The sequence below is a fragment of the Streptococcus sp. C150 genome (assembly GCF_000187445.1).
GTDB classification, from domain to species: Bacteria; Bacillota; Bacilli; order Lactobacillales; family Streptococcaceae; genus Streptococcus; species Streptococcus raffinosi.
Genome location: NZ_GL698450.1, coordinates 118,990 through 145,376, shown reverse-complemented (window position 1 = coordinate 145,376; position 26,387 = coordinate 118,990). Strand labels below are relative to the sequence as shown.

General features: G+C 39.4%; 29 protein-coding genes, 1 pseudogene and 1 riboswitch. Of the genes and pseudogenes, 5 read left to right on the top strand and 25 right to left on the bottom strand.

All coding sequences use genetic code 11. From position 1 onward, the window contains the following. The 7 genes from ureG to HMPREF0848_RS08030 all read right to left on the bottom strand — a co-directional run bounded on the left by ureG (position 1) and on the right by HMPREF0848_RS08030 (position 4,839). A complete protein-coding gene (ureG, locus tag HMPREF0848_RS08060) occupies positions 1 to 615 on the bottom strand; it encodes an urease accessory protein UreG (protein WP_002889928.1) in 615 nt (204 codons plus the stop codon). Positions 616 to 644: 29 nt separating this feature from the next. Beyond that, positions 645 to 1,358 (bottom strand): urease accessory protein UreF, encoded by a 714-nt coding sequence (locus HMPREF0848_RS08055; RefSeq protein ID WP_008535852.1) that lies wholly within the window; start codon positions 1,356 to 1,358, stop codon positions 645 to 647. Further along, positions 1,348 to 1,800 (bottom strand): urease accessory protein UreE, encoded by a 453-nt coding sequence (ureE, locus tag HMPREF0848_RS08050; RefSeq protein ID WP_008535851.1) that lies wholly within the window; start codon positions 1,798 to 1,800, stop codon positions 1,348 to 1,350. Before ureE ends, HMPREF0848_RS08055 begins: the two co-directional genes overlap by 11 nt. Positions 1,801 to 1,938: 138 nt before the next feature. After that, positions 1,939 to 3,657 (bottom strand): urease subunit alpha, encoded by a 1,719-nt coding sequence (gene ureC, locus HMPREF0848_RS08045; RefSeq protein ID WP_002889219.1) that lies wholly within the window; start codon positions 3,655 to 3,657, stop codon positions 1,939 to 1,941. 15 nt (positions 3,658 to 3,672) lie between these two features. Next, complete coding sequence (locus HMPREF0848_RS08040) at positions 3,673 to 3,984, bottom strand: urease subunit beta (RefSeq protein ID WP_002886559.1); 312 nt, start codon at positions 3,982 to 3,984, stop codon at positions 3,673 to 3,675. 12 nt (positions 3,985 to 3,996) lie between these two features. Further along, positions 3,997 to 4,299, bottom strand: coding sequence for an urease subunit gamma (locus tag HMPREF0848_RS08035; RefSeq protein ID WP_002886558.1), 303 nt, complete (start codon positions 4,297 to 4,299; stop codon positions 3,997 to 3,999). Between the two features lie 24 nt (positions 4,300 to 4,323). Next, positions 4,324 to 4,839 (bottom strand): AmiS/UreI family transporter, encoded by a 516-nt coding sequence (locus HMPREF0848_RS08030; RefSeq protein ID WP_002889220.1) that lies wholly within the window; start codon positions 4,837 to 4,839, stop codon positions 4,324 to 4,326. Positions 4,840 to 5,266: 427 nt separating this feature from the next. On the opposite strand from HMPREF0848_RS08030, the gene HMPREF0848_RS08025 reads away from it, so the two are divergent. Continuing rightward, the gene (locus HMPREF0848_RS08025; protein WP_008535849.1) at positions 5,267 to 6,661 is read left to right on the top strand and encodes a DUF4153 domain-containing protein; all 1,395 of its coding nucleotides are present in this window, start codon (positions 5,267 to 5,269) and stop codon (positions 6,659 to 6,661) included. A 52-nt stretch (positions 6,662 to 6,713) separates the two neighbouring features. Here HMPREF0848_RS08025 and HMPREF0848_RS08020 read toward each other — a convergent pair whose 3' ends face one another. The 6 genes from HMPREF0848_RS08020 to HMPREF0848_RS07995 all read right to left on the bottom strand — a co-directional run bounded on the left by HMPREF0848_RS08020 (position 6,714) and on the right by HMPREF0848_RS07995 (position 12,642). Further along, the gene (locus HMPREF0848_RS08020; protein WP_008535848.1) at positions 6,714 to 7,046 is read right to left on the bottom strand and encodes a DUF805 domain-containing protein; all 333 of its coding nucleotides are present in this window, start codon (positions 7,044 to 7,046) and stop codon (positions 6,714 to 6,716) included. Between the two features lie 108 nt (positions 7,047 to 7,154). After that, the gene (locus HMPREF0848_RS08015; RefSeq protein ID WP_008535846.1) at positions 7,155 to 9,251 is read right to left on the bottom strand and encodes a peptide cleavage/export ABC transporter; all 2,097 of its coding nucleotides are present in this window, start codon (positions 9,249 to 9,251) and stop codon (positions 7,155 to 7,157) included. Positions 9,252 to 9,419: 168 nt separating this feature from the next. Next, positions 9,420 to 10,319 (bottom strand): helix-turn-helix domain-containing protein, encoded by a 900-nt coding sequence (locus HMPREF0848_RS08010; RefSeq protein WP_008535844.1) that lies wholly within the window; start codon positions 10,317 to 10,319, stop codon positions 9,420 to 9,422. A 182-nt stretch (positions 10,320 to 10,501) separates the two neighbouring features. After that, positions 10,502 to 11,152, bottom strand: coding sequence for a phosphatase PAP2 family protein (locus tag HMPREF0848_RS08005; RefSeq protein ID WP_008535842.1), 651 nt, complete (start codon positions 11,150 to 11,152; stop codon positions 10,502 to 10,504). Positions 11,153 to 11,174: 22 nt separating this feature from the next. Beyond that, the gene (locus tag HMPREF0848_RS08000; RefSeq protein WP_008535840.1) at positions 11,175 to 11,732 is read right to left on the bottom strand and encodes an ECF transporter S component; all 558 of its coding nucleotides are present in this window, start codon (positions 11,730 to 11,732) and stop codon (positions 11,175 to 11,177) included. An 80-nt stretch (positions 11,733 to 11,812) separates the two neighbouring features. Then, positions 11,813 to 12,028: riboswitch (FMN riboswitch) on the bottom strand. A 104-nt stretch (positions 12,029 to 12,132) separates the two neighbouring features. After that, complete coding sequence (locus tag HMPREF0848_RS07995) at positions 12,133 to 12,642, bottom strand: tRNA (cytidine(34)-2'-O)-methyltransferase (RefSeq protein WP_050788006.1); 510 nt, start codon at positions 12,640 to 12,642, stop codon at positions 12,133 to 12,135. 289 nt (positions 12,643 to 12,931) lie between these two features. On the opposite strand from HMPREF0848_RS07995, the gene trkA reads away from it, so the two are divergent. Both trkA and HMPREF0848_RS07985 read left to right on the top strand, forming a co-directional pair. Next, positions 12,932 to 14,281 carry a Trk system potassium transporter TrkA gene (gene trkA / locus HMPREF0848_RS07990; RefSeq protein WP_008535837.1) on the top strand — a complete coding sequence of 450 codons (1,350 nt, stop codon included), beginning with the start codon at positions 12,932 to 12,934 and terminating at the stop codon, positions 14,279 to 14,281. Between the two features lie 6 nt (positions 14,282 to 14,287). Then, complete coding sequence (locus HMPREF0848_RS07985) at positions 14,288 to 15,727, top strand: TrkH family potassium uptake protein (RefSeq protein ID WP_008535836.1); 1,440 nt, start codon at positions 14,288 to 14,290, stop codon at positions 15,725 to 15,727. Positions 15,728 to 15,748: 21 nt separating this feature from the next. Here HMPREF0848_RS07985 and yidD read toward each other — a convergent pair whose 3' ends face one another. From yidD to HMPREF0848_RS07935, 10 genes are all read right to left on the bottom strand, one after another. Then, complete coding sequence (yidD, locus tag HMPREF0848_RS07980) at positions 15,749 to 16,000, bottom strand: membrane protein insertion efficiency factor YidD (protein WP_008535835.1); 252 nt, start codon at positions 15,998 to 16,000, stop codon at positions 15,749 to 15,751. Beyond that, positions 15,997 to 16,722, bottom strand: coding sequence for a pseudouridine synthase (locus tag HMPREF0848_RS07975; protein WP_008535833.1), 726 nt, complete (start codon positions 16,720 to 16,722; stop codon positions 15,997 to 15,999). The genes yidD and HMPREF0848_RS07975 overlap by 4 nt, the downstream gene beginning before the upstream one ends. A gap of 89 nt (positions 16,723 to 16,811) precedes the next feature. After that, positions 16,812 to 17,399: an SMC-Scp complex subunit ScpB gene (scpB, locus tag HMPREF0848_RS07970; protein ID WP_004183708.1), complete on the bottom strand. Its 588-nt coding sequence runs from the start codon at positions 17,397 to 17,399 to the stop codon at positions 16,812 to 16,814. Beyond that, complete coding sequence (locus tag HMPREF0848_RS07965) at positions 17,392 to 18,105, bottom strand: segregation/condensation protein A (protein ID WP_008535830.1); 714 nt, start codon at positions 18,103 to 18,105, stop codon at positions 17,392 to 17,394. The genes scpB and HMPREF0848_RS07965 overlap by 8 nt, the downstream gene beginning before the upstream one ends. After that, on the bottom strand, positions 18,105 to 18,866 hold the full coding sequence (gene xerD / locus HMPREF0848_RS07960) for a site-specific tyrosine recombinase XerD (RefSeq protein WP_008535829.1): 762 nt from the start codon (positions 18,864 to 18,866) through the stop codon (positions 18,105 to 18,107). The genes HMPREF0848_RS07965 and xerD overlap by 1 nt, the downstream gene beginning before the upstream one ends. After that, the gene (gene cbpB, locus HMPREF0848_RS07955) at positions 18,820 to 19,302 is read right to left on the bottom strand and encodes a cyclic-di-AMP-binding protein CbpB (RefSeq protein WP_008535828.1); all 483 of its coding nucleotides are present in this window, start codon (positions 19,300 to 19,302) and stop codon (positions 18,820 to 18,822) included. The genes xerD and cbpB overlap by 47 nt, the downstream gene beginning before the upstream one ends. Then, on the bottom strand, positions 19,299 to 19,820 hold the full coding sequence (locus tag HMPREF0848_RS07950; RefSeq protein WP_004183713.1) for a metallophosphoesterase: 522 nt from the start codon (positions 19,818 to 19,820) through the stop codon (positions 19,299 to 19,301). The genes cbpB and HMPREF0848_RS07950 overlap by 4 nt, the downstream gene beginning before the upstream one ends. Next, positions 19,802 to 20,776, bottom strand: a complete 975-nt coding sequence (locus HMPREF0848_RS07945) for a nucleoside-triphosphate diphosphatase (RefSeq protein ID WP_008535827.1) — start codon at positions 20,774 to 20,776, stop codon at positions 19,802 to 19,804. Before HMPREF0848_RS07945 ends, HMPREF0848_RS07950 begins: the two co-directional genes overlap by 19 nt. After that, entirely contained in the window at positions 20,769 to 21,584 is an 816-nt protein-coding gene (gene racE / locus HMPREF0848_RS07940; protein ID WP_008535826.1) for a glutamate racemase, read from the bottom strand. Before racE ends, HMPREF0848_RS07945 begins: the two co-directional genes overlap by 8 nt. 64 nt (positions 21,585 to 21,648) lie before the next feature. Continuing rightward, positions 21,649 to 21,900 (bottom strand): YneF family protein, encoded by a 252-nt coding sequence (locus HMPREF0848_RS07935; RefSeq protein WP_008535824.1) that lies wholly within the window; start codon positions 21,898 to 21,900, stop codon positions 21,649 to 21,651. Positions 21,901 to 22,137: 237 nt separating this feature from the next. Here HMPREF0848_RS07935 and HMPREF0848_RS07930 point away from each other — a divergent pair, with 237 nt between their 5' ends. Continuing rightward, positions 22,138 to 22,680 carry a TetR/AcrR family transcriptional regulator gene (locus tag HMPREF0848_RS07930; RefSeq protein WP_004183717.1) on the top strand — a complete coding sequence of 181 codons (543 nt, stop codon included), beginning with the start codon at positions 22,138 to 22,140 and terminating at the stop codon, positions 22,678 to 22,680. Between the two features lie 31 nt (positions 22,681 to 22,711). On the opposite strand, the gene HMPREF0848_RS07925 is transcribed toward HMPREF0848_RS07930, so the two are convergent. Then, positions 22,712 to 23,965 carry a diaminopimelate decarboxylase gene (locus HMPREF0848_RS07925; protein ID WP_037609354.1) on the bottom strand — a complete coding sequence of 418 codons (1,254 nt, stop codon included), beginning with the start codon at positions 23,963 to 23,965 and terminating at the stop codon, positions 22,712 to 22,714. A 136-nt stretch (positions 23,966 to 24,101) separates the two neighbouring features. On the opposite strand from HMPREF0848_RS07925, the gene HMPREF0848_RS07920 reads away from it, so the two are divergent. Further along, a complete protein-coding gene (locus HMPREF0848_RS07920) occupies positions 24,102 to 25,238 on the top strand; it encodes a DUF5105 domain-containing protein (RefSeq protein WP_008535814.1) in 1,137 nt (378 codons plus the stop codon). A gap of 3 nt (positions 25,239 to 25,241) precedes the next feature. Here HMPREF0848_RS07920 and HMPREF0848_RS07915 read toward each other — a convergent pair. Next, positions 25,242 to 26,387 (bottom strand): annotated as a pseudogene (locus HMPREF0848_RS07915) (IS1182 family transposase); the annotation flags it as partial.

Below are 26,387 nucleotides of genomic sequence, written 5' to 3'. Positions count from 1 at the left end.
TTACAAGTCCTCTAGTAGGAAATTCTTACGAATCCATTCTTCCACTTCCTTAACATTGTCATCATTATTTAAATTTGTGAAAATGAAAGAATCTTCGTTACGGAAATGAAGGGTATCTTCACGCATACGGTCTAGGTTGGCTCCAACATAAGGAGCAAGGTCAGTCTTATTGATCAAGAACAAATCACTCTTAATCATCCCTTGACCAGCCTTACGTGGGATTTTTTCACCCTGAGCAACGTCAATAATATAAATGGTGAAATCAACCAAATCAGGACTGAAGGTCGCAGCCAAGTTATCCCCACCACTTTCAAGGAAGATAACATCCAAATCATGGTTGAAGCGTTCTTGAAGGGTTTCAATCGCTTCAAAGTTCATAGAAGCATCCTCACGAATCGCAGTATGAGGACATCCACCAGTTTCTACACCAATGATACGGTCTTCATCTAGGCTTGAATTTTTCGCCAAGAAAAGGGCGTCTTCTTTGGTATAAATATCGTTGGTAATAACCGCTAAATTTAGGTCAGACATACGTCGTGTGAGACGTTCAAGCAAAAGAGTCTTCCCTGAACCAACAGGTCCACCAACTCCAATAATTACAGTACGTTTTGTCATTGTTTTTTCCTCTTAACCTTGTTGATATTTTAAGACATGAATAGGCGGAACACCTGAGTTTCATGTTTCATCTGAGCTAATTCAAGACCAGGTGTATTGGCCCCAAGGTAGGACGCATCCAGCTCTTGAATGGCTTGTGTTATGTGTTCTAATTGTGAAAAGCTACGTAAAACGATCTCTTGTCCAGCAAATTGTCCAAGGGGAATGGCACGAACAGCATTTTGAACCATAGTCGAGATAATGCTATAGCCATAAAGGGCTATGGCCTCACTGCAACCAACCCCCTTGTTGAAGACATAAAGCGCAAAGACAATAGCAGGATTGCCATAAACCTCACCCTTACGTATTTTGGACTGATAGTCATCCAATACTGGAATAGCATGTAGCCTTTGAATCAGGCGCAACATTTGCTTAGCAATCATCTTCGTTCCTTGTCTGGTTTCACGTGCTTGCGTCGAAACAGTCAAAGTCTTATCATATTGCCAAACTTGAGCCAAATCATCAGAAGCCATGGCATCATAGACTAGCTTAATCACAAGTCCTTCACCATACTTAAATTGGCTATCTAAATAAGCCTCTTGCCATTCCTCATAGCCCTTATCATCTGTTACAGTGTCTTCACGCAGATAATTTTCCATCCCAAAAGAGTGGTTAAATGATCCAATTGGAAAGGTTGAATCAACAATTTGAACAATTTCAAGATAGTCTCGCAAAGACACGTTAGCAAAAGGATTAATGTTCATGGGCAGTCAAATTCACGTGACGAAGGGGTTTGTCAAGGACCACTTCCTCAATCGTGTAGGCAATGTCTTTTTGAGTCAATACTTGCTCTACAACAGGGTCAACTTCCAAATAAATCTTGGCATCTTTCACCTCAATTGGTTTATGAGTATTTCCAAGTATGTGAGCTGTAATTCCCATTTCATCCATATCTTTAGGAGAAATGACAATCAAATCCTGTGATTCAACACCAATCGCCAAAACATGATGGTCATCAATGAAAAAGGCAGAGCCATTTTGCAATTTTTGCCCCTTATCAAGACGAATACCAAATTCATTGCCGTGGTCGCTTTTCACACGAATAATTTTTTTATTAAGATCATCACTTGAAAGAATGACTGTTTCAATATGATATTTATCAACATCAATATCTTTAACAAGAGCATCTACTTTTGTAAAAATCATACTTTTTCCTTTTCTATTACATTTAAAAACTGCATCAAAGTCATTTAGCGCTTTAAGAAAGCACTAAAAACGTTTTCGCCATAAAATACAAAAGAGGTTGGAGGAAAAATTCCAGCCTCATTTATATGACACTCTTTCTTAGAACAAGAAATAGCGTTGAGACAATGATGTCGTATGGATTGGTTCACAAGTAACTAATTCATCATCAATAAAGACATCAAAGGTCTGTGGGTCAATACGGATTGTTTTTGGAGCGTAATCATTAAGTTTCATATCACGCTTAGTCAAGTTACGTGTATTCTTAACCGGAAGAACTATCTTATTCAAACCAATTTCTTCCTTGATACCGTGATCATAGGCATATTGAGAAACAAATGTAAGATTTGTTTGGTGAACCGCTTGACCATAAGCACCATATAATTTACGCATTATACGAGGTTGAGGTGTTGGAAGACTTGAACCAGCGTCACCCATAACACCGTAAGTTAACATACCACCCTTAAGCACCAATTTAGGTTTTGCACCAAATTGAGCTGGTTCCCAGATAACGAGGTCCGCAAATTTACCAACTTCTACAGAACCAATATAGTCTGCAATACCATTAGTGATAGCAGGATTAATAGTATATTTAGCCACATAACGTTTGATACGGTTATTGTCGTTAAACTCTGAATCCCCTTCAAGTGGACCACGTTGAGCCTTCATTTTATCAGCTAGTTGCCAACAACGCATAGCAACCTCACCGACACGTCCCATTGCCATGGCATCAGAAGTCATGATACTAAGGGCACCCATATCGTGAAGAACATCTTCTGCAGCAACAGTTTGCTTACGAACACGTGATTCCGCAAAGGAAACATCTTCTGGAATTTTTGGATCCAAGTGGTGACAAACCATAACCATATCCAACAATTCACCAATAGCATTTGTCGTGTATGGATTAGTTGGGTTTGTTGATGATGGCAAAATATTTTCTTTACCAGCAAAAACCATGATATCTGGAGCGTGTCCACCACCTGAACCTTCGGTGTGGAAGGTGTGAACGGTACGACCTTGGAAAGACTCAAGAGTGTTTTCCATGAATCCACCCTCATTCAATGAGTCAGTGTGGACCGCAAAGGAAACATCATATTTATCCGCAACTTTAAGAGAATTATCAATTCCTGCGTAAGTTGCACCCCAGTCTTCGTGTGTCTTAATACCTGCTGCACCTGCCTTGATTTGTTCTTCAACCACTTCAGTTTCAGAACCAACACCTTTAGCGAGGAAACCAAAGTTAGCAGGCATATCGTCCACAGCTTGCAACATACGAGTAATGTGGAATTTACCTGGCGTACATGTTGTTGCATTACTTCCGTCAGCAGGACCAGTACCACCACCAAAGAGGGTTGTGATTCCATTATCCAAACCGAATTCAGGAAGGTCAGCAGAAATATAGTGTACGTGAAGGTCAATACCACCAGCAGTCACAATTAAACCTTCTGCTGCAATGGCTTCTGTACTAGCACCCACAACAAAGTCCACATTGTCCATTGTATCTGGATTACCACCACGACCGATAGCAACAATCTTACCATCACGAATACCGATATCCGCTTTAATGATACCTGTATAGTCAATGATGGTAGCACCTGTAATAATCGTGTCCACAACCGATGGATTTTCACGTGTTTCCGTAGCACTGACACCCATACCATCACGCAAAACTTTACCACCACCGAACTTAGACTCCTGTCCATATACTGTGAAGTCTTTTTCAATGGCTGCAAAAAGATTGGTATCTCCAAGACGTACGCTATCTCCTACAGTTGGTCCATAGTGTTGAGCATATTCTTTACGATCCATTTTAAAACTCATCTATCTGCCCTCTTTCTAGTCTAAGAAACCATTGACTTTGTTATTGAAACCAAAAATACGACGTTTGCCTCCAAAGTCAATAAGTTGCACTGTTTTCGTTTCACCTGGTTCGAAACGAATGGCTGTACCTGCTGGAATATCTAGACGTTTGCCTCGTGCTTTCTCACGGTCAAATTGAAGACCAGCTTCATTTGCTTCGTAAAAATGATAGTGAGACCCTACTTGGGCAGCACGGTCACCCACATTTTTCACTTCAAGACTAATGGCCTCATAACCACCATTATAATCAATTGGCTCACTCGCCACATGGTATTCACCTGGAATCATTACATTTTCTCCTTACTGAATAGGATCATGAACAGTAACCAATTTTGTACTGTCTGTAAAAGTAGCTTCAACTTGAATCATTGGAATCATTTCCGCAATTCCCTCCATAACATCTTCACGTGTTAAGAGATTACGAGCTTCATCCATCAATTGAGCAACCGTCTTACCTTCTCTTGCACCCTCAAGTACATAATCTGTAATCAAAGCGACTGCTTCTGGGTGATTCAATTTGATCCCTTTATCTTTACGTCGTTGAGCAATCATAGCCGCAAGACTAATCATCATTTTTTCCTGCTCACGCATTGTCAATTGCATCGTTTTTCCTCCTTAAATCAATGCTTACCACTTGCCCCAAAGCATCAAAAGCCCTGGAATCCAAGCTGTTACAATTCCTTCAAAAATAGCTAGGTAAGGAACAAATTTCCCTAGATTCTTCTTAAGGTTAATTTCAATAAAGGCAGTTAGCCATAGAATGCCCCACAAGAACCAAATAATACCATACCAAGCATTACCACCATATCCAGATGTTAAGCAAAGAATCCCTGCTGGTATCGTATTAATTGCCACAAATAAACTAAACCAGCCGTACAAACGTTGATCAAAATCAAAAATCGTATTGATAGCTGAATAAAGATAGGTAAAAGCAAACAAAAGACCTGTGGCACTACCATAAAACCAGTCAGCACCTTTTCCTGTGCAGGCCCCATAAGCAATGACAATAATATTGAGAATCAATCCCAAACCACCTGTAAAGATATTCATGACAACATTTGATTTGTCGGGAATCCCTTCCAAGCGATGAAATCCATTACTCATTAAAACCATGCCAACATAGAGTAGGATGACACCTAACATAAGAACCTCCTAAAATTTTTTTATGTTAATATCATACTACTTTGACAACACATGTCAACGAATTTTCAGAATTTTTGCAACATCACTGTAGGCCTCAATCTCACATAAAATGTCAAAAAATAGCGTCACTTTTGACCATCATTTGACCATCAAGTAAAATGATTCCTTGTACTATTTCGGTTGAAAGTGGATAAACCATTTATAAATTAGGCAAACACTTTTTTCGAATGAGAAAGATACTGCCAATCATCAGCCAAATTCTATCATCTCGTGTGAGAAAAATTTTTATGGTGGCGTTTTATTTCTCTCTCCTTCTCTAGTCCTAAGTCCATAGACCTATTTTTAGTAATTTTACGGTTGCGTAACAATTATCTTCATTTTTTATGATAAAGTCTTCTTTGGATTTAAAATCTAAAGGAGAATTATGATGGAAACAAATAACTACAACACCGATTTACAGGTAGTCTCTCAGGAGTATCCCTACGAAGAGGAAAGTCTGCAAACCAAAACAAAAAAACTCTTGAAACATCTTTCACCAAGAGACATCTGGAAACTCAAGAGCTTGATTATCGGTTTACTTGTCGCCTGCTTCCTCTATGTTACTTACCTTACCAATTTTTCTTTCGCCTTACCGGCAATAATTGTACTCATAATGACTGTCGAACTTGGCTGTCGTTTACTGGCAGGAAAAGAAAAGAGAGGAATGCGTCTTGAATCAGGAATATTTATGACTACTAGCCTCCTACAAGGTCTGCAAATAAGTCTTTGGGGACTACACGACAGTTGGGAAAGTGCTCAAATGCTCTGCCTTCATGCCAGTTTTTTACTTTATTTAATGGCACGAACTGGACAAAGTAGCCAGGATAGACTGGGAATTATGGTTTGGATAGACCTCATCTACACTAGCTGCCTCTTTCCTCTGAAATATTTTTTCCTTGGAGTTTTTACACTCCCCTATAAAACAAGACCTAAGCAAGAACTTTCTACAGAAGAGCGACACAACCGCCAGCTCCACAAGGGGATGATTTTAGTTAGTATTTTTGTAGCCTTGATACTTACTGTATTTGCTGCCAGCCAGCTCAGTCAGGTATTACCTGCTTTCGGACAACTTTGGAAACAAGTTTTCCAGACACTTGCTACTTTGTTTAACTTCAACATTCACTTCGAAAACAGTGGCCTAATCATCTTCCGTTTGCTTTCAAGTATTCCTCTAGCTTTGGGACTTTTTGCCCAACTGGCTGCAGTCTATTTAGCCAAGGATAAGCCACTCAGTCAAACTCAACTTGAAACTAGTCTCAAAAAGACCCGTCTTTTCCCAAAACTGGCAGCTTATATTGTGATTGGAAGTCTCTGCTTCACTTATGCCCTATTTTTACTCACTGCCACAAGTCAAATGGGAGAACTCCTTTCTCTCAACCAAGTCAATATCCCAGCCCACCAAGCCTCACATATGGCTGTTCAGGGCTTCTGGCAATTGGTTCGCGTTTCTATTCTGAATTTTGGTGTCTTAGTGGGACTCTATCTTTACTCAAAAGAAAATATCTTTAACCACAAAGGACTCCGTTGGATTAGTACTCTACTCTTTACTTTTACTAGCCTCTTTGCCCTTATCGCTGGTTGGAAACTCTTTGGGGTCTATATTGCACTTTATGGCATTACACCACGTCGCTTACTGTCAGGATGGTTTGTGACCGTGCTCTTCGTTTGGTGTATTCTTACGCTTATTAGACTTTATAAACCCATTCAAACAACTCGTCTAGCCATCTTTTATGCGACTATCAGCTTTACCCTCGTTAGCCTCTTAGGTAGCTTTATTTTATAAGAAAAAGGAGTGAAACTAGATTTCCTAGTCTCACCCCTTTTTTTCATTGGAGTTATTTTGAATTTCTTGTTGGGAAGGCGTACATTACCCAGAGAGCTACCGTTAAAGGAGTTGCCTTTAAAACTATCCAAGCAACATTAAAATCAGCATCACGTAGACGACGAATCTGAATTGCAATCGTAGGAAGTGCCGTTGCTGCTATGAATAAAATGAAAGCCGTCAACGTAAAGCCAGCAGCTTTTGTTTGACCAAGTAAGTCCATCAGTAGGAAAATCAAGCTACCGATAACGCCATTAATCAAGACTACCCACCAATAGTCTGATCGTTTTGTACGACCATAAAAATCGAGATAGCCTAACCAAAAATTTTTATATGCCTCTAACATGTTTACACCTCTTAGTATGATGTTAACAGTATACTATAGAAACTTTATAGGTGCAAGATGTGAAATGTTAGACTTCTTAAGTTTTTTTCATATAAGTAAGGAAATTTTTTAAATAAACTGAAACGGATTGAAAATAGGACTATCTCCTTCGACCTGTCCGTTAGTCATGGTTACTATGCGACTAACATGCTGACGGACACTGGCTCGGTGAGCAATGAAAATCACTGTTCGTTTCATTTTAGCAAGATTAGTCAACACCCTGTTCTCTGTATCACTATCTAGACCGCTTGTCGCTTCATCAAAAATCAAGATAGGTTGTTTAGACAAGAGAGCCCTTGCTATCGCTAACCTCTGTTTTTGACCACCAGAGAGGCCTCCATCTTCAGATACTTGGGTCTGAAAGCCTAGTGGCATTTTTTGAATATCGTCTAAGATATCAGCTTGTTGGCAAACTTTAAGAAGTTTTCTCTCATCAACTTCTCCTTCAAATCCTAATAGCAGATTTTCTAAAATGGTTCCCGTAAACACATAGGTTTGCTGGGGGACATAGGTCACCAATTGACGTAACTCTGCATGGCTAATGGCACTTTTATCCAGACAAACATGTCCAGCAGACCTTGTATAATAGCCCGACAAAATTTTAGCCAAAGTTGTTTTTCCAGACCCACTCTGCCCCATGAGAGCAATCTTCTCACCCTTGTTAATGGTCAAATCAACATCACTAAGAGTCTCTTGCTGATAACTGAAACGATGGCTAACACCTCTGAGAGTTAATTGCTTAAAGGATAAATCCTTGAGTTTTCCCTTTTCTTCCTTATCCACAACATAAACTTCCTGAAGACGATTATTGGCTACCTTGGCCTGCTGAATTTTGGATTGGAGATTGATAATATTAATTAAAGGAGTTGTAAAATAATTCAGCAACATATTATAGGTAATCAACTGACCAGCAGATAGCTGTCCCTCCATGACCAATTGCGCTCCATACCAGAGGATAAAGACATTGGAAACTAGCTGAACCCCAGTCTTTAAACCATCTTGTGTTAATTGCCACTTGGCCTTAGACAAGGACTTCTTCAAGTAGTCATGGAATTTCACCTCAATTTCTCGATAACGTCTCTCTTCAACTCTTAAAGATTTTAGCGTTTCAATGCCTCTCAAATCATCAATAACGGCGGTATTGACTTGACTGTTTGCCTCCATCAACTGATAATTTTCCTTCTCAAAAAGCTTATAGAAAGCTAGAATAATCAAAACATAGAGAGGTACTACAGTTAAAGTCATCGCAAAAAGCGAAGGGTTTTGTAAAATGAGAGCCACAGCTAGAGTCATCACAATGGTCACATCTAAGAAAATCGATAAAATAGTTGAAGCCAGGGCATCGATAATGGTATTGGCGTCTCCAAAACGTGACGTGATTTCCCCAGTACGACGTGAACTAAAGAAACTAATGGGCAAAGAAAGCACATGCTTGATATAAGGAAGGATGACCGCAATGGACAAGTAATTACCCAATCGATGCAATAGATATTCTTTGAAGAAAGTAAAAACTTGTTGAGCTAGATAAGCGATACACAGGCCTAGAGAAATCATGGTCAGAAGAGCATAGTCTTCTTGAGGAATCAAGCGGTCAATAATAGATTGCAAATAATAAGAACCAATAATATTAACAAGCGTCACTAGGAAACTCAGCAAGACAATGATTGCTATCAATCCCTTACGACAAAATAAAATTGGTAGGAATGAAAAGAGACCAGGTACCTCTTCCTTATATTTAATGTAGGTTTCTCCTGGTTCGAAAAATAGAGTAACCCCTGTCCATTCCTTAGCAAACTCCTCAAGTGACATTTTAATGACCTTCTTGCTAGGATCTGGATCACCGACGACGACCTGACCCTTGGCTTGACCAAACACCGTATAATAATGTTGAAGACCACCATCCTTTACCACATGTGCAATAAAAGGATAAGATAGATTTTCTTGTTTAAACAAGTCTAAATCCGCACGAATAGCTTGCGTTTCAAGACCCAACTGCTTGGCTGCTTCAACCAAGCCAAGCGCAGAAGTGCCTTCACGAGAAGTCTGAGCCAACTCCCTCAAATAAGCCAAACTATAAGATGAACCATAGTTTTTAAGAATCATGGCCAAGGCAGCTACACCACAATCACGCTGATCAACCTGAGAAATATATGGATATTTTGACATGGTGACTCCTATTTAATAATAAATAATGAAGAATGGTGCTGCTGCAATAAGTAATACTAAAAATTTTCTTAAGTTTTTCAAAATTAAACTCCTTAATATTTTTATTAACTATATGATAAACGTTTAACTATAAAAAAAGTAGTGACATAAATGTCACTACTCAGTTGTTTACAAACCATCTGCCGCTTTCTCTGCTCGAGTCTTTTCTTCCAAAACGGAATCTTCTAAAACCGACGCAAACATTATAGCCTTATCATAGTTTTCAGCAGCTTTTTTCTTGTTCCCATTATGTATAAGCTCATACTTAGCTTCTAAAATATAGACACCTGGTTTGTAACTATGAAACTGTGATTTTTCTATGACAGCTAAAAGTTTATCTATTACTGTTAAGAAATCTGAGAAGGACTCATGAGAAATCTTTAAAGCAGCTATAGCCATCAAATCATTAAATAAGGCAATATTATAAGCATCATCCGTTGGGATGTTTTGCTTTAATACTCTACCTGCTATTCTGTCAAAAATCTTTTTATCATACTGCTTTCTCCCATAAAGATGATAGAAATAATAATCAATAACTAACAAATCATTAGTTGAAAACTTCTTCTTTCTTTTGACTTGTTCAAACAAATCTTCATAGATTTCTTCGACTTTAGGTCTCTCCTCCCAACTGGTAAAACTCAATATATTTTCGAGAATATCTAGAGTCAATAGTTCCTCTTCTGGAAGAATATCAAAGAATTGATCATACACATCTTCAATAAGATCCAACTTCTGTTTAATTCTCTCCTTATCTCCGTACGTTGGGAACTTTATTAAACGATTTTTCATCTCATAGTAAGTGTCAGGAATTTCAATCCTGTCATGATCCAATAAGTCAGCCATGCTTTTCCCCAGACGTTTTGCTATGTAGGATAATTTATCCAAAGAAGGGAGAGACTCTCCTTTTTCAATACGAATTAACTGGCGAACGGTCAACTCCTTACCATCTAAACAGAGTACTTCACGTGACATCTGTTGACTTTCACGCTCAGTTTTTATTCTTAATCCGATACTGTTCTTAATACTCAATAAAATCTCCTTTATTCAATTCAAAAGCTTAAGGCTATTATATCACAATTGTAATGTAATTGACATATAGTTAGTATTTTTTAATGTATCGATAATTCATATGATCTTTAAGAAATACGGACCTGTATCGTTGCCTTAATAATGAGTCAAAGGTTGGAAACATCTGTTCCAACCTCTTGATGCTATTTCTGTTTACTTTGGAACCGCCATTCAAAGCGAATACGGTCGTAAGTCGGGTAAATAGCATTCAGTAAACCAAATGCCAAGGTAAAACCGGCCAAAACATCTGTAGGATAGTGAACCCCTACGTAAATACGGGAAAGTCCGACGAGCGCAATTAGAAGCCCCGTAACAATATAAATGACTACTTTTGCTCCTTTTTTAGCCAGACGCTGGGCAAGGACAATAGCAATTGCACCAAGAATCATAAAGGTTCCCAGGGAGTGGCCACTAGGAAAAGAATAACCACCAGCATGGACCAAATGCGTAATTGATGGACGTAGACGTTGGTAAATATATTTCAGACTTACAATCATGATACTAGCGAGAACGCCACTGGTTCCCACAAAGATAGCTTCAGATTTGTACTGGTTTAAATAAAGCCAAATTACCGCTACAATTGCAATAATGGCCTGAACAGGTGTGTTCCCAAGGACCGTAACCGCCTTAAAAAAATGCGTCAGTCCTGTTGGCAAATCTCCTCGAACCCAGGTCTGGATGCTGCTATCAAATCCTGTCAAGGCTTCAGGGTAGAACTTGACCATGTAACCGAGAGCAACAAATAGTAAGAGGGTAAAAGAAGTATAAATATAATGTATTTGTTTGTGTTTCATATTTATAATTTTACTAGAATTTTTATAATTTTACTAGAATTGACTTAAGCGGAGCATAAATCAGAGCAAAGACTACTGCAAAAATCAAACCTTGAAGCAAATTAAAAGGTACAACCATAGTAAAAAGGTATTTATAAAGTCCTATGAATTGTCCAATATCGAAATTAGCAAATTTAGCATAGAGTGGTACTGCATAAATGTAGTTGAGGACAACCATGGCAAGTGTAAGAGCTAGTGTTCCTACAACTGAACCAAGAATAAAATTCTTACTTGTTTGGTTTTTCTTCCAGAAATAGCTAAGTCCCCAAACAAAGAATCCTAAAGCAATAAAATTCATAGGAAGTCCAATTATTGAACCTGGACCCCCATTGTTTAGCAAAAGCTTCAGCAATGAACGCAACAAGAGAACGCCAATAGCACTCTTAAAATCAAAGATGACTAAGGCAATCATAACAGGAAGGATTGAAAAATCAACCTTCAAAAAATCTGCTGCCGGAATCAATGGAAATGAAAAATAAAGCAACAAGAATGAAATTGCGGATAAAATGGCGATATAAGCCAATTTACGTGTGTTTGTCATAAAAAAATTCCTCCAAATTTGAACAATTTGAAAGAAGTTCCCAATGGATTTGCCTATGCCAAAAAAGCCTACGCAAAAAGACTGGTCTTCTTCCATCCAGACTGTACTGTCGGTTGAGGAATCACACCTCATCAGCTTGCGCTCGCGGACTTATCTAAGATTACTATCAATACCATTAATGTCTAAAATCCTCCAAAAGCTGACAAGCCATCTAGAGAATCTCTTTCAATTAGGTCCTAACAGTAGATTATAGAATCACCACCGGTCGGGAGTTTCACCCTGCCCTGAAGACCTTTTAAGAGTAACATAAAAAAACCTTGGTGACAAGGTTTTGGAATTATGGATTTCTAATCTATTGATAACCATTAACTATAGACTCTTGGTATGGAGATAAGACTGTTTATTTTAATTTGTCATGCTGATAATGGTGACTCAATTCCAACCCCTTGAACTGCTGCTGACGCAGTGCTTCATAAACAATCATGCAAACCGTATTTGATACATTAAGACTACGGACATGTTCATCATTCATCGGAATACGGATAGCTTTTTCAGCATGCTCACGCATAAATTCCTCGGGTAGACCCGTATCTTCACGTCCAAACATAAAGTAGTGGTCCTTGCCATCGTCATAGACCTCATCAGAATAAGTTTTATCCGCAAACTTCGTAACTAAATGTAAACGTCCTTGCTGATTTTTAGACATGAAATCTGCCAAATTGTCATAATAAGTGATGTCAAGCTTATCCCAGTAGTCTAAGCCTGCACGTTTCATTTTCTTGTCATCAATCGGAAAACCCATTGGTCGAATAATATGAAGAGGGCTATTGGTCGCTGCACAGGTACGGGCAATATTCCCTGTGTTTTGTGGGATACGAGGCTCAAACAAGACAATGTGATTACGTGACATAGCAATTCTCCTAGACATAAAAAATACCATGTCGCCCGGAGTCAAGCTCAGCAGACGACATGGTTGTGGACGTTCATTAGCTTAAATCATGACAGGTTAGATTTAAAATAACGAATCTTTAAAAACTATTTTAGCACTATTGTTATAAAAGTCAATACTATTGACAGAAAAAAATTATTATTTATGATCTTGTCATCTAATTTTCATAGGAATCACTTATAAAGGCCTGAAAAGGATGATTTTTCAGCCAAAATAGAGTATCATAGAAGTGATTATTTGGAGGTAACTCATGCGTATTATTGTCGTAGGTGCCGGTAAAGTCGGTGCCGCACTCTGTCGTTCTCTTGTCGAAGAGAAGCACGATGTTATTTTAATTGAACAGAAGGAAGAGGTCCTTAAACGCCTCATCAAGCGCTACGATATTATGGGCTTTGCCGGTAATGGCGCCAACTTCAAAATTTTAGAACAAGCCGAGGTCAATAATTGTGATGTTTTTATTGCAATGACTGACAAAGATGAAGTAAACATGATTTCAGCGGTTCTGGCCAAACAAATGGGGGCTAAAGAAACCATCGTTCGTGTTCGTAACCCAGAATATTCCAATGCTTATTTCAAAGACAAAAACTTCCTTGGATTCTCAGCGGTAGTTAACCCTGAACTGCTAGCAGCTCGGTATATCGCCAATACAGTTGAATTTCCGAATGCTTTATCGGTCGAGACTTTTGCTAATGGGCGTGTCATTCTTATGGCCTTTAAAGTCACCGAAAACAGTCAATTATCTGGCATGACTCTTGAACAATTCCGGAAGAAATTTAGTAACATTTTGGTTTGTACGATTGATCGTAAAAATGAACTCATCATTCCAGATGGGAATGCCACCATTCAAGTTGGCGATAAGATCTATGTAACCGGGAAACGTGTTGACATGGCACTTTTCCACAGCTACATCAAATCAAAAAGCATTAAAAATCTTATGTTAATTGGTGCTGGACGTATCTCCTACTATTTGCTCAATATCTTGAAAAACACTCGTATTAAGGTCAAATTGATTGAGCAGAAAATGGATCGAGCACAAACTTTTAGTCAGGTCTTCCCAGAAGTTTCTGTCATTCTGGGAGATGGTACGGCCAAAGACCTTCTTCTTGAGGAAAGTGCTGCTAGTTATGATGCGGTAGCTACGCTCACTGGGGTAGACGAAGAAAACATCATTACCTCTATGTTCCTTGAGAGTCTTGGTATTCATAAAAACATTACCAAGGTTAACCGTACCAGTCTTTTAGAGATTATCGATACACGTGAGACTTCAACAATTGTCACACCAAAGAGTATTGCCGTCGATACTGTCATGCACTTTGTCCGTGGACGCTATAATGCCAAAGATTCTAGTCTTGATGCTCTTCACCATGTGGCAAATGGTCGCATCGAAACCTTGCAATTTCAAATCAAGGAAAATAACCAAATTGCCGGTATGAAGCTTTCTGACATTGATTTCGCTAACGGTGTTCTTATCGCCGCTATCATCCGTAATGGAAAAGCGATTTTCCCTACTGGTGAGGATAGACTGGCTTATGGTGATAAAATCGTGGTCGTTACCCTCTTGCAAAACGTGACTCACATTTACGACTTGTTAAAGAGGTAAGCTGCCATGAATAGATCTATTGTCCGTTTTCTTATTTCAAAACTTCTGCTTATTGAAGCTGGTCTCTTAGTTGTACCACTTATCGTTGCCCTTATTTACCATGAGGATGCTAAGGTATTTGCTAGTATTTTGGGGACGATGGGGATACTTCTCCTCCTTGGTGGTATTGGCTCTCTCTTTAAACCAAAAAATTACCATATTTACACAAAAGAAGGAATGCTCATTGTAGCCCTCTGTTGGGTACTTTGGTCCTTCTTTGGAGGCTTGCCATTTGTTTTCGCTGGGCAAATCCCAAGTGTTATCGATGCTTTCTTCGAAATGAGCTCAGGTTTCACAACCACAGGAGCTACAATTCTCACTGACACTGGGGTCCTGACACACTCTCTTCTCTTCTGGCGAAGCTTCGCCCACTTAATTGGAGGGATGGGGGTATTGGTTTTTGCATTAGCTATCATGAACAACAGTAAAAATGGTCACCATGAGGTTATGCGTGCAGAGGTCCCTGGCCCAGTCTTTGGTAAGGTTGTTGCCAAGCTGAAAAATACAGCTCAGATTCTGTACATCATCTATCTGGTCATGTTTGTGATTTTTGCTATGATTCTATGGATTTGTGGTATGCCACTCTTTGATAGTATTATCATTGCTATGGGAGGTGCTGGTACCGGTGGCTTTGCAGTCTACAATGACTCTATCGCTCACTATCATAGCGACTTAATTACCTATGTGGTTACAGTTGGTACCCTTCTCTTTGGGGTTAACTTCAACCTTTATTTCTATATTTTGCTGCGCAAAGTCAAATTCTTCTTCCAAGATGAAGAATTACGTACTTATTTTGCGATTGTTGCAATCTCAACAGGTTTAATCGTCCTCAATATTTTTGGTATCTACCACAATTTGGCTGATTCGTTTAAATATTCATTCTTTGAAGTGTCAACCATCATCACAACCACTGGTTTTGGTCTAACAGATATTACCAATTGGCCTCTATTTTCTCAGTATCTCCTGCTCACCTTGATGTTTATCGGGGGATCAGCAGGTTCTACGGCTGGTGGTTTCAAGGTTATCCGTGCAATGATTATTGCTAAAATTGCTCGTAATCAAACCCTAGCAAGTCTTTATCCTAACAGAATCCTTTCCCTTCACATTAATGGAAGCGTTCTTGATAAAGAAACACAACATAGTGTCCTTAAATACTTAGCTGTATATGTATTTATTATGCTAGGTCTAGTAACCCTTCTGTCATTGGATAATCAAAATCTTTTAGTCGTGACAAGCGCTGCTGCTTCAACCTTCAACAACATTGGACCATTACTAGGAACCAGTGATAGCTTCGCTATTTTTAGTCCTTTGTCTAAGCTTATCATGGGATTTGCTATGATTGCTGGACGCTTGGAAATTTATCCTGTATTGCTCCTATTCCTACCAAAAACTTGGTCAAAAATTTAAGCATACAAGAACTCCTTTGGATTACTTATCCAAAGGAGTTTTATGACGTTTTAGGCTAAAATAATCTGGAACCGGATCCTCTCCAGTTTCTGAAAAGGGGTGACATCGTAAGATACGAGCAATACCCATAAGAACACCTTTTAAACCATGTTTTTCAATGGCTTGAATCATGTAAACCGAACAGGTTGGACGAAAGCGACAAGACGGTGGAAAGAGGGGAGAAATCCATCTCTGATAGGCCCTAACCAGAACAATCAGAAACCTCTTTATCATTTAACCTTGTTAACAGCAGCGTTATGAAGCTGACTGATTTCTTTTTTATTAAGACGACGTGATTCACCTGGACGAAGGCCTGTCAAATCAAGAGTCCCAAAACGGGTACGTGACAACTTATCAACAAGCAAGCCCACTGACTCAAACATTTTCTTAACCTGGTGGTTACGGCCTTCATGAATGGTTAATTCAACAACTGAACGGTTCTTTTCATGATCAACCTTAACAATATTGTAACGTGCTGGCTTGGTTTTCTTACCGTCAATCACCACACCACGAGTTAAAGGACGAAGATTTTCCTTGGTCGCAATGCCTTTCACACGCGCCAAATAAACCTTGTCAATCTCATTACGTGGGTGAATCATTTTATCAGTAAAGTCACCATCATTAGTCAAGATAAGAAGGCCCGTCGTATCCCAGTCAAGGCGACCGACTGGATAAATACGTTCCTTAACATGAGGCATAAGATCAATAACCGTCTTACGATCCTTTTCATCAGATACTGAAGAGATGACCCCACGTGGTTTGTTCAGAAGATAGTAAACTTTCTCCTCATTGTAAATAGGACTGCCATTGACTTCAACAGTATCACCGTTTTTGACAATTGTTGCCAATTCCGTAACTGTCTTGCCATTTAGGGTCACACGACCTTCTTTTATGAGTTCCTCGGCCTTACGACGACTAGCCACACCAGCGTGGGCAATATATTTATTAATACGCATTCTTTTTCTACAGCTTTTGCGCTGTATCCTTTCTACCTAGCATCTCTGCTATGTTCCTTTAGCTTTTGGTAATCAAACTTAACCAACTCTCAAGCTTGATTATCGAAATCCACATGTTCTTCCAAATCTTCTTCCTTAAAGAGACTGGTTTCCTGATCCTCGAGTTCTAGTTGGTCGATAGCCACCAATTCATCCAAACTGTTTATTCCCATATAGTCTAGAAAATAATCCGTCGTCGCATAAAGGTTAGGGCGACCAACAGCATCTTTTTTACCAGCTTCTCGTACCAAATCGAAAGCCTGAAGCTTAGTAATGGCGCCACTGGAATTAACACCCCGAATAGCATCAACCTCAGCACGAGTAATAGGCTGTTTATAAGCAATTATAGAAAGAACTTCAAGGCTCGCTCGAGAGAGACTTTGGTTAATTGGCGTTTTTGAGTACTCACGAAGAAGACTTGCAAAGTCTGCCTTAGTCACTAGCTTGTAGGTATTTGAGGACTCCAATAAACAAAGAGCTGAATCCTCATCTGCCTCATACTTTGCCTGCAATTTTTCCAAGGACTGAGTAAGTCCCGTAACTGGCATTTCCAAAAGCTGTGCCATAGTACGTAGACTGAGTCCATCTTCACCAGCCACAAAAAGTAGGGCTTCTAATCGTGCTAAGTGGCTACTCATTCGTCCATTCCTTTCTTAGTGTGATTGTTCCAAAAATGGTTTCCTGCTGTACCGAAATGCGATGTACCTTAATCAATTCAAGGGTTGCTAAAAAGAGGGTAATCACTTGGTTCATATCCTTAGCATCTGTGAAAAGATCTGCTAGAATCAACTCATTTTTAGCACTAAAGGCCTCCTCAATGACCAACATCATGTCTTCAATCTTATAATCATCACGCACAATGGTCGTGTGATTTCGACGAATCTCCTCCTGCTTTTCCGCCATAATCTTTGAAAAAGCCAAGAAAATATCTTGAATAGTCTTGTCCTGATTAAGGGACACGTCTTCATAAACCAATTCAACCTTTGGCTTTGAAAAATATTGGGCTCGCTCTTCATGTTGTTTGGCAAGCTCTTGACTAGCCGTCTTAAAGCGAGCATACTCTTCCAATTGACTCAAGAGCTCAAGCTCCGGATCATCCGCTTCGGGCTCAGACTCTATAACTGTCGGCAAAAGCTTGCGACTCTTAATTAGCATGAGTTGACTGGCCATGAGCATATATTCACCAGCAACCTCGAGCTTCATTGCCTGCAAGGTTGCCAGATAAGCCAAATATTGCTCAATGACATCAACAATGGGAACATCGTAAATGTCTACTTCATATTTAGAAACCAGGTGGAGCAACAAATCCAGTGGCCCCTCAAAATCTTTTAACTTAATATCCATTAGGTCTTGTAGTATTTCTCCAAGGTCACTGGACTTTTTAGCCCTAGCAAACGAGCCAGTTCAAAGGCGCCCGTTCCCTTTTCAATCTGTCTAAGAATAAACTGCTGTCGCAAAATCTGTGCGGTGACCCCAGGTAATCCACATGCAGTAACATAAGTCTGAATTTGCTTATACAACCATTGACGAGTGAAGGGCTTACCCAGAAGTAATCCCTGACTATTCTCATTCTGAATCATCAACAAGGATTGCTTCAAAGCGCCATCTAGTCTGAGAACACGCTTAGTGCTTCCCTTGGCCACAGTTACAATACCAAATGCCAAGTCAATATCAGCCCAGTCTAGCTCCAAAAATTCAGAAGGTAGGAGTCCTAACTCTAGAATAAACAGACAAGCTAGTTTACCGGGTCCCTCCTGCCCTTCATAAAGCGCTAAAAGCTCCAGTCTCTCTAGCTCCTCTTCTTGAGTAGACACCCTTGCTATTTCTGAAAGTGTTAAAAATTCAGATAAGTCACCCTTTTGATAGAGGTATCGCAAAAATTGATTAACTGCGGACCGCTTACGCTTTTGTACCGAAGGTTTCCAATCCTTCAATTGGTTTTCATAAACCTTGAGGTTAGTTGCATCAATTTGTCCAGAGATTAAGTTGGCAAACTGTTTAAGGTCATAAGCATAGGCCTGCCTTGAACTATCAGAGATAGTCTTGGTACTCAGAAACTCAGTGATCTGAGTTGCCAGTTGTTTTTGGAAGGATGATATAGTCATGTGTAAAGTCATGTAAAAGGCTATTGACTGCCTTGAGAATCGATTTTCGTGTAATAATTCCTTTGAAAATACCTTGGCTATCAACGACTGGAAGAAAAGGATTATTGACCAACTTATGCATGACCTCATTCAGACTAGCATTATCTTCCACTGTTTCCATAACGTCTGATGTCATCGGTCTAATATCACGGTTAACCATTTCCCACTCTTGCAAGTTGTGTTCTTCTTGATAACGTTTTATATCTGTCAAAGAAATCGTTCCAAGATAGTGTTTATCTTTGGTCAAAACTGGAACACGAGAATACCCGTTACTTGTCAAAAGCAAAACCACATGATTAGCCTTATGGCTATCAATAAAAATGGCAAGCTGATCTGACGGAATCAAATAATTATCCAAATGAGCCAATAAAAAATCTTCAAATTCTTTAGCAATCATCGTTCAAATTCCTGTGTCAGTTCTGGATAAAGCTCATGATCACGTGTGTAATACTCCACACGAATCTTAGCATTGTCTATAAGCACCTTAGCATAAAGCTTAACATTGATAGGCCCTCGTGGCTGCGAAACAGATCCTGGATTGATAAATACTGTTTTACCGTTTCGCCAAGCTGTTGCTGCATGCAAATGCCCATAAAGACAAATATCAGCGTCCTCTTGTTGTGCCCAAAGATCTAACTTATCCCATGTGAAATTGATACCGTAAAGATGACCATGCGTTTGAGCAATAATCACATCACCAAGTTTAACCACCAAGCGTTCTGGATAACCTGAGTCATAATCACAGTTCCCACGAACCACATAAATACCGTCCCAAACCGGGTCACTTGATTCTAACTCAGAATCCCCATTATGGAAAATAGCGTCTACTTTACCTTGGTAACGCTTCTTAATATCTTCTACAATATCACGATCTCCATGAGAGTCGCTCATTACAATTATTGATTGTTCTGCCATGCTGGAAAAACCTCCATAAGTTTCTTAACAGCCTGACCACGATGCGACTGTTCATTTTTTTCTTCTGACGAAAGCTCTGCTGCCGTCTTACCTGTCTCACCTACTAAAAAGAGAGGGTCATAACCGAAGCCATTGTCACCTTTTGGTTCTCGACCAATGTAGCCCTCCCAGTCTGCCTCAACAACTAGACTATCACGTCCAGGGGCTGCAACCACTAAGGTTGTATGGAACTGAGCTGAGCGTTTATCATCATCAAGCACCATAGCGAGCTCATGTAATAACTTAGCATTATTCTCAGCATCGGTCGCATCAGGACCCGCAAATCGAGCAGACCAAACTCCAGGCAAGCCCCCAAGAATATCAACCTTCAATCCTGAATCATCTGAAAGCACCATTTTACCAGTTAACTCAGAAATCGTTTCTGCCTTCAAACGAGCGTTTTCCTCAAAGGTTGTGCCTGTTTCAGCAACTTCAGGTAGGTCTGGATAATCATTAAGATTTTCTACCGTAATACCGAGTTTTCCAAAAAGTTTACGAAACTCCTTAGTTTTTCCTTCATTACGTGTTGCAATCAACAAAAGGTCGCCAAATGCGGACTGACTCTTAGAACCAAAGAAATCTTCCAAAGCGACTCCTTCTTTAGGCACATGGACATAGACAAGTTTTTCACCTTCACTGACGAGTAAGGCACCTTGATGTTGTGTAACAGCCAAATTGCGACCAGTAATCTCCTTCAAACTGTCTAAGATAAAAGACACCAAGCGAAGATCTGATGAGTGCTTAACAATATGCAACTGGAAACCACTAACAGCAAGTGCATTTGTCAATCCCTGGAAAAAATCAACATACTGTTCATAAGCTTCATCGCCACCAAAACAGGTCAACTGATTGTAACTGCCAAAACTAGCCAAGTACCAGTCTTGCTCATCTTTATATTCAAAAATTGATTTAGTCATTTTCTAACTCCTTGTCCAGATCTACGTGCTGAACAGTAACGGCTTCACCTAGCCATTGATCCGCAATTTCTTTAAAACCTCGCACACTGGCTGTGGTGTAATATTCTTCTGTCTTATCTTCAACTTCACGACTACGATTAATCTCAAAATAATTGAGCAAAACAGATACATCACGAACAGTCTCAGCACCGCTATCAATTAACTTGACACTTGGTCCCATGACATTTTGGATAATAGGGCGTAATAGTGGGTAATGGGTACAACCCAAGACCAAGGTATCTACCTTACCGACTAAGGGCGCCATGCTTTCGTAGACAATCTTTTTAGCCACACTTGATTTAATCTCATTGGATTCAACAATGGGGGCAAAGCGAGGACAAGGCAAACTTAAAACAGCCATCTGTGGTGCCAAACGTTTGATTTTTTGTTCATAGATGTTAGAGGCAATCGTCATAGGGGTGCCAATCACACCAATTTTGCCAGACTGACTAGACTTAATAGCTGCACTAGACCCTGGCAGAACCACACCCAACACTGGTATATCCAAGGCTTCTTTGATTTCTTCCCAAACCACTGCCGTTGCCGTATTACAGGCAATAACAATCATCTTGACATTTTTAGTCAGAAGGAACCTAACCAACTGCCAGGTATACTCCCTGATTTGTTCCGCTGGTCTTGGACCATACGGGGCTCTAGCAGAGTCGCCAATATAGACGACAGACTCATGAGGCAACTGACGTTTAAGCTCACGTACCACCGTCAGGCCTCCGACGCCAGAATCCAAAAATCCTATAGGTCGATTATCCATCTTGCCTCCTTATCCCCTTACGTTACATGTAAAAAGCTGAGATTCACGTCCCAGCTCCCCACCATTATTTTTTCTTTTTCTTGCTATTTGCAAGTGCTTGTTTTTGTTGCTTGATAATTTGGTTATATGTTTGACGTACCCTTGCCTCATTAGGTTTTTGTCCTGCTGCAGACATCATGGTACGAACAGCGTCCACATTCAAACGAGGATTTTCAGCTAACTCTTTCTCCATTTGTTTGCGGGCAAAATAGGCGCCTCCGTAGAAGCCAGCCAAGAGGGCTACAAAAACAAGAATAATCCAAAGGACGGTGTTCATAAATTCTATTCTCCTATAACGTTAATTATTTCCTATTATAGCAAAAATGCCACTTACTGACAAATAAGACGATGGTTTCTAAACCACCAAAAAATTTTTTGACTAAAATACTAGTAAAATGAGAGTTTCAGTTTATTTTACTTACAACTGTAAAGGACTTGTAAGATTTCTAGAAAAAAAATAGGTTATTATATAGGTTGTGGAATTATTATTATGTTTATATAAAGGGGTTTATTTATGCTAAAGGAAGCAACTATTTCCGAACGAAAAATTGTCAACGCATTTATTGAACTCTTAGAAGAGAGTTCACTAGAACAAATCAGCATCACAGACATCATCAAGAAGGCTAATCTTAGCAGACCAACCTTCTACTACTACTATTCAAATAAAGAGGATTTGGTTGAGACCACCTTCTCAAAAATTTTAGATAACGTCTCAAGCATTTTGCAAGAAGACATGACTTACCAAGAAGGTGTTGTCACTGAGATGCTACGTTATCTTAAAGACAATCGCAAACTATGTCTCACACTAATGACGCATATTCCCAACATCAATGGAATGATCCGGGAATTCATTATCGAGACTATCCTTAACTCTGATATTGAAAACGTCACAGAGCTTATGGAACAAAGCTATCATATCCCAGCCAAGTATTCATTGGAAGTTTACGTTAGCACTATTGTTACCATTCTGACACTTTGGCTCAAGGAAGACTGTATCGAATCTCCTGAGGAGTTAGCAGATATCATTCTTGAAGCTGTTATCATTAAAGTAAAATAAGCTAGAGCCTTATAGGCCTAGCTTATTTTTGTTAGATTTCAAAATCAAAACCGTCAAGTGTCGCAAAGTAATCATTCATGGTCTCAGTACGACGAATCATGCGAGCTGTTCCATCTTCTTGATAGAGGATTTCCGCAGAGCGAAGACGACCATTATAGTTGTAACCCATTGAGAAGCCGTGGGCACCAGTGTCATGGATAACCAAAGTATCTCCAATACGAGCTTCTGGCAATTCACGGTTCTTAGCAAACTTATCATTATTTTCACAAAGCGAACCTGTCACATCAACTACTTGAATCTCGCCATTGGGATTGGTCATATTAGTGATGTGGTGGTAGGCATCATACATAGCTGGACGGAGTAAGTTAACCGCAGACGCATCGACACCTACATAACGACGATAAGTGTCCTTAATGTGAAGAACTTTAGTTACTACGAGACCATGAGGTGCTGTCATATAGCGACCAAGTTCAGTATAAATACTGATGTGACCTAGACCATTTGGAACCAAAATCTCATCAAATTTAGCGTGGACGCCCTCACCAATAGCTACAATATCATTTTGTTTGTTAGCCGGAGTATAGTCGACTCCAACACCACCAGACAAGTTAATAAAATCAAGACTGACACCTAATTCGTTCTTGATTTCTACAGCCAATTCAAATAGCTGAGCAGCTAAGGTTGGATAGTACTCATTAGTGACGGTATTAGATGCTAAAAAGGCGTGCAAGCCAAATGATTTAACCCCTTTTTCTTGGAGGTAGGCATAACCCTTAAAGAGTTGTTCCTTAGTCATCCCAAATTTAGATTCTTCAGGATGGTCCATAATGTCTGTACCAAGAGAAAAGACACCACCTGGATTAAAACGCAAAGAAAGGGTCTCTGGAAGTCCCGCAACTTCTTCTAAAAAGAAAATATCTTCGTAAGCATCAAGGTTAATTGTCGCATCAATGTTACGAGCATATACAAATTCTTCAGAACGTGTGTCATTAGAAGTAAAACTAATCGTAGTGTTATCAAACCCAATTTTCTTACTCATGACAAGCTCTGTATCTGTTGCACAGTCCACTCCACAGCCTTCTTCCTTCAAGATTCTGAGGATTGCTGGATTAGGTGTTGCCTTGACAGCAAAGAATTCTTTAAAACCTGGATTCCATGAAAAGGCTGCATTTACAGCACGTGCTGTTTCACGAATGCCTTTTTCATCGTAAAGATGAAAAGGTGTTGGAAATTCTGCAGTAATCTGTTCAAGTTTATCTGCCGTAATAAAAGGTGTTTTTGTCATTTTATTCTCCATTTTTTTGCATAGTAACCTTATTATAGCATAAGAAAAGGTTTGAAAACCAAAATTCTAATCATCTCGATGGGGTTTTCATGTTACAATAGACATATCACTTAAACAAAAAAATGGGAGATTATTTATGAAAAAATATCTTTACTCTGGGGCACTTGCTCTAGCAACCATCTTGACATTATCAGCATGTGCCAAGCCAAAACTCGATGCCAAGTTATCTGTTAATGATGTCGTTCAGATGTCAGGAAGCAACCTCAAACTTAAGGATAACCAAAGTCTGATTGAAGTATCTTTTAAACTTGAGAATACTTCTGAAGATATGGAAAAAGATTTGAAAACATCTGCTAAACAATTCTACCTCAAAGATAAAGATGGTAAAAAAGTCACAGCAAGTAATCTTGACAAGAGTGACCTACCTTCTCTCTTTAAGAAGAATAAGGACGTCAAGGACGCTACGGATGATTTTGGAAAAGTTGAATCAGACGACTATAAGTCTGCATCCCTCTTCTTCGAAGTTAAAAACAACCAAACCTATAAACTATACTTTGAATCTAAAGATGAAAAAACCGAGGGCGAAACGGTTTCTACCGACCTAAAAGGCTTTGATAGTAACGCAACTACTAATGTTAAAAAGGCTGTAGATGCGTATTTCAGTGCTGTTCTTCTAGGCGGAAAGAGCAAGGACTACAGCAAGTTCGTCTCTAACGATTTAGACAAGTCCAAAGGCGAACTCAGCCAATATTTCTCAGATCACCTTCAATACAGTTATGAAGGAACTGGCAATATCAAACCAACTGGAGATGAAGTTCCAAAAGTTTTCGACTGGGTTCAAACTGCTAACCGTGAGCGTGGTCATTATACTGTTGACAATATTATTGTCACTAAGGATAAGGCAGAATTTAACCTTGATTTGTCAACCATTAGTATGAAAGAAGCTGACGATGCCTATGCTGCTAGCCATCCAAATCTCACAGATGAGCTTAAAAACTATCTGCAAGGTAAGGGAGCTAATGCTGATAATGTTGACCAATTGACCAAGCAATACTACATGGAAACTTACTTGCCTAATTCAATCAAAGAAGTCAATCCATCAACGCCAAAAACTGAAGGAACCAATGTATTTGATGGTTATTCAGTCGAACTAACCAAAAAAGATGATAAATGGACCTTCCCAGATAAAGAAAACTATGTAGGAAATTGGGAACACTACCCTCTCTTCTATGCATACACAGGGCAACAAGGAACACTTACAAGTTATCGTTAAGCATCAAAAAAAATCAGCCGTTTGGCTGATTTCAGAATGAAGACAAACATCGTTTTTGATGTTTGTCTTTTTTTATATTCACACTTAATTCTCCTATAATTCAATAGTATTGAGTTATTTGGGTAAAATAACAAGTCTTTCCTGCCATCATTTTTACCAATTTTTTGATATTTAGACATGCCAAAGTAAGCCCAACCTTATCTTCCATTTTGGACTTTCCTTTTTCTCTGGTATAACGCAAGTTATGATATTCTTTAGCTGTTCCGAATAAACGTTCTATCGTTTCTTTCCGGTGTTGGTACCGTTCCTTCATCCCACTTTGATGACGGATATCTTCACAGATTTCTAAGGCATCTTTCCAAATATGACGCACAACAACTTTTTGGTGCTGGCGACTTTCAGTACAAATCGCTAACAAGGGACAGGTCTTACAAATTTTAGGATCGCTTTTATATTCTCTATAACCTTCACGTGTCGTTGTACGGTAAGTTAATACCTGGTTCTCTGGACAAAGATAGCAGTCAAAATGCTCGTCATAGACAAAGTCTTTAGGACGTAGAAAGCCTCTCTTACCTCTTGGCCTAGTGTAAGGGAATACTGGCGTAATCTCTTTTTCTAAAAGAAACTTGGCAATACTAGGTGTTTTGTAGCCCGAATCCGCAATAATGAATTCAGGGGAGAAGGGTTCTAACTTGGCGAAAAGAGCAGGAAAGGCCTGACTATCATGGATGTTACCTGCTTCAACTGTATAAGCCAAGGCCCAACCATGTTTATCACAAGCTACCTGAGCATTATAAGCGAAGACTTCCTTGTGTTCTCCCTTGTGAAACCAACCACTATCTGGATCAGTCGTTGATTGTTTCTTAGATTTAGCCTCGCCTTTTTTGGCGGGCTTTAAGAACTTTTTTGCATACTTCTTCCTGTCTAAATTAATCTCAACATCCAGTTGTTCACTCATGAATTTAGCTTTTTGATCAACAACAACATTTTTGTACTTATGATTATTAGCAGCTGCCTTGATATGTGTCCCATCGATGAAGATTTCTGAGGGATCAATGAGCCCCGCCTCCAAAACGTGATGAAGCACATGACTAAAAATGTGTGCTAACAATTCTTTATTTTGAAAGCGTCGGCTATAGTTCTTACCGT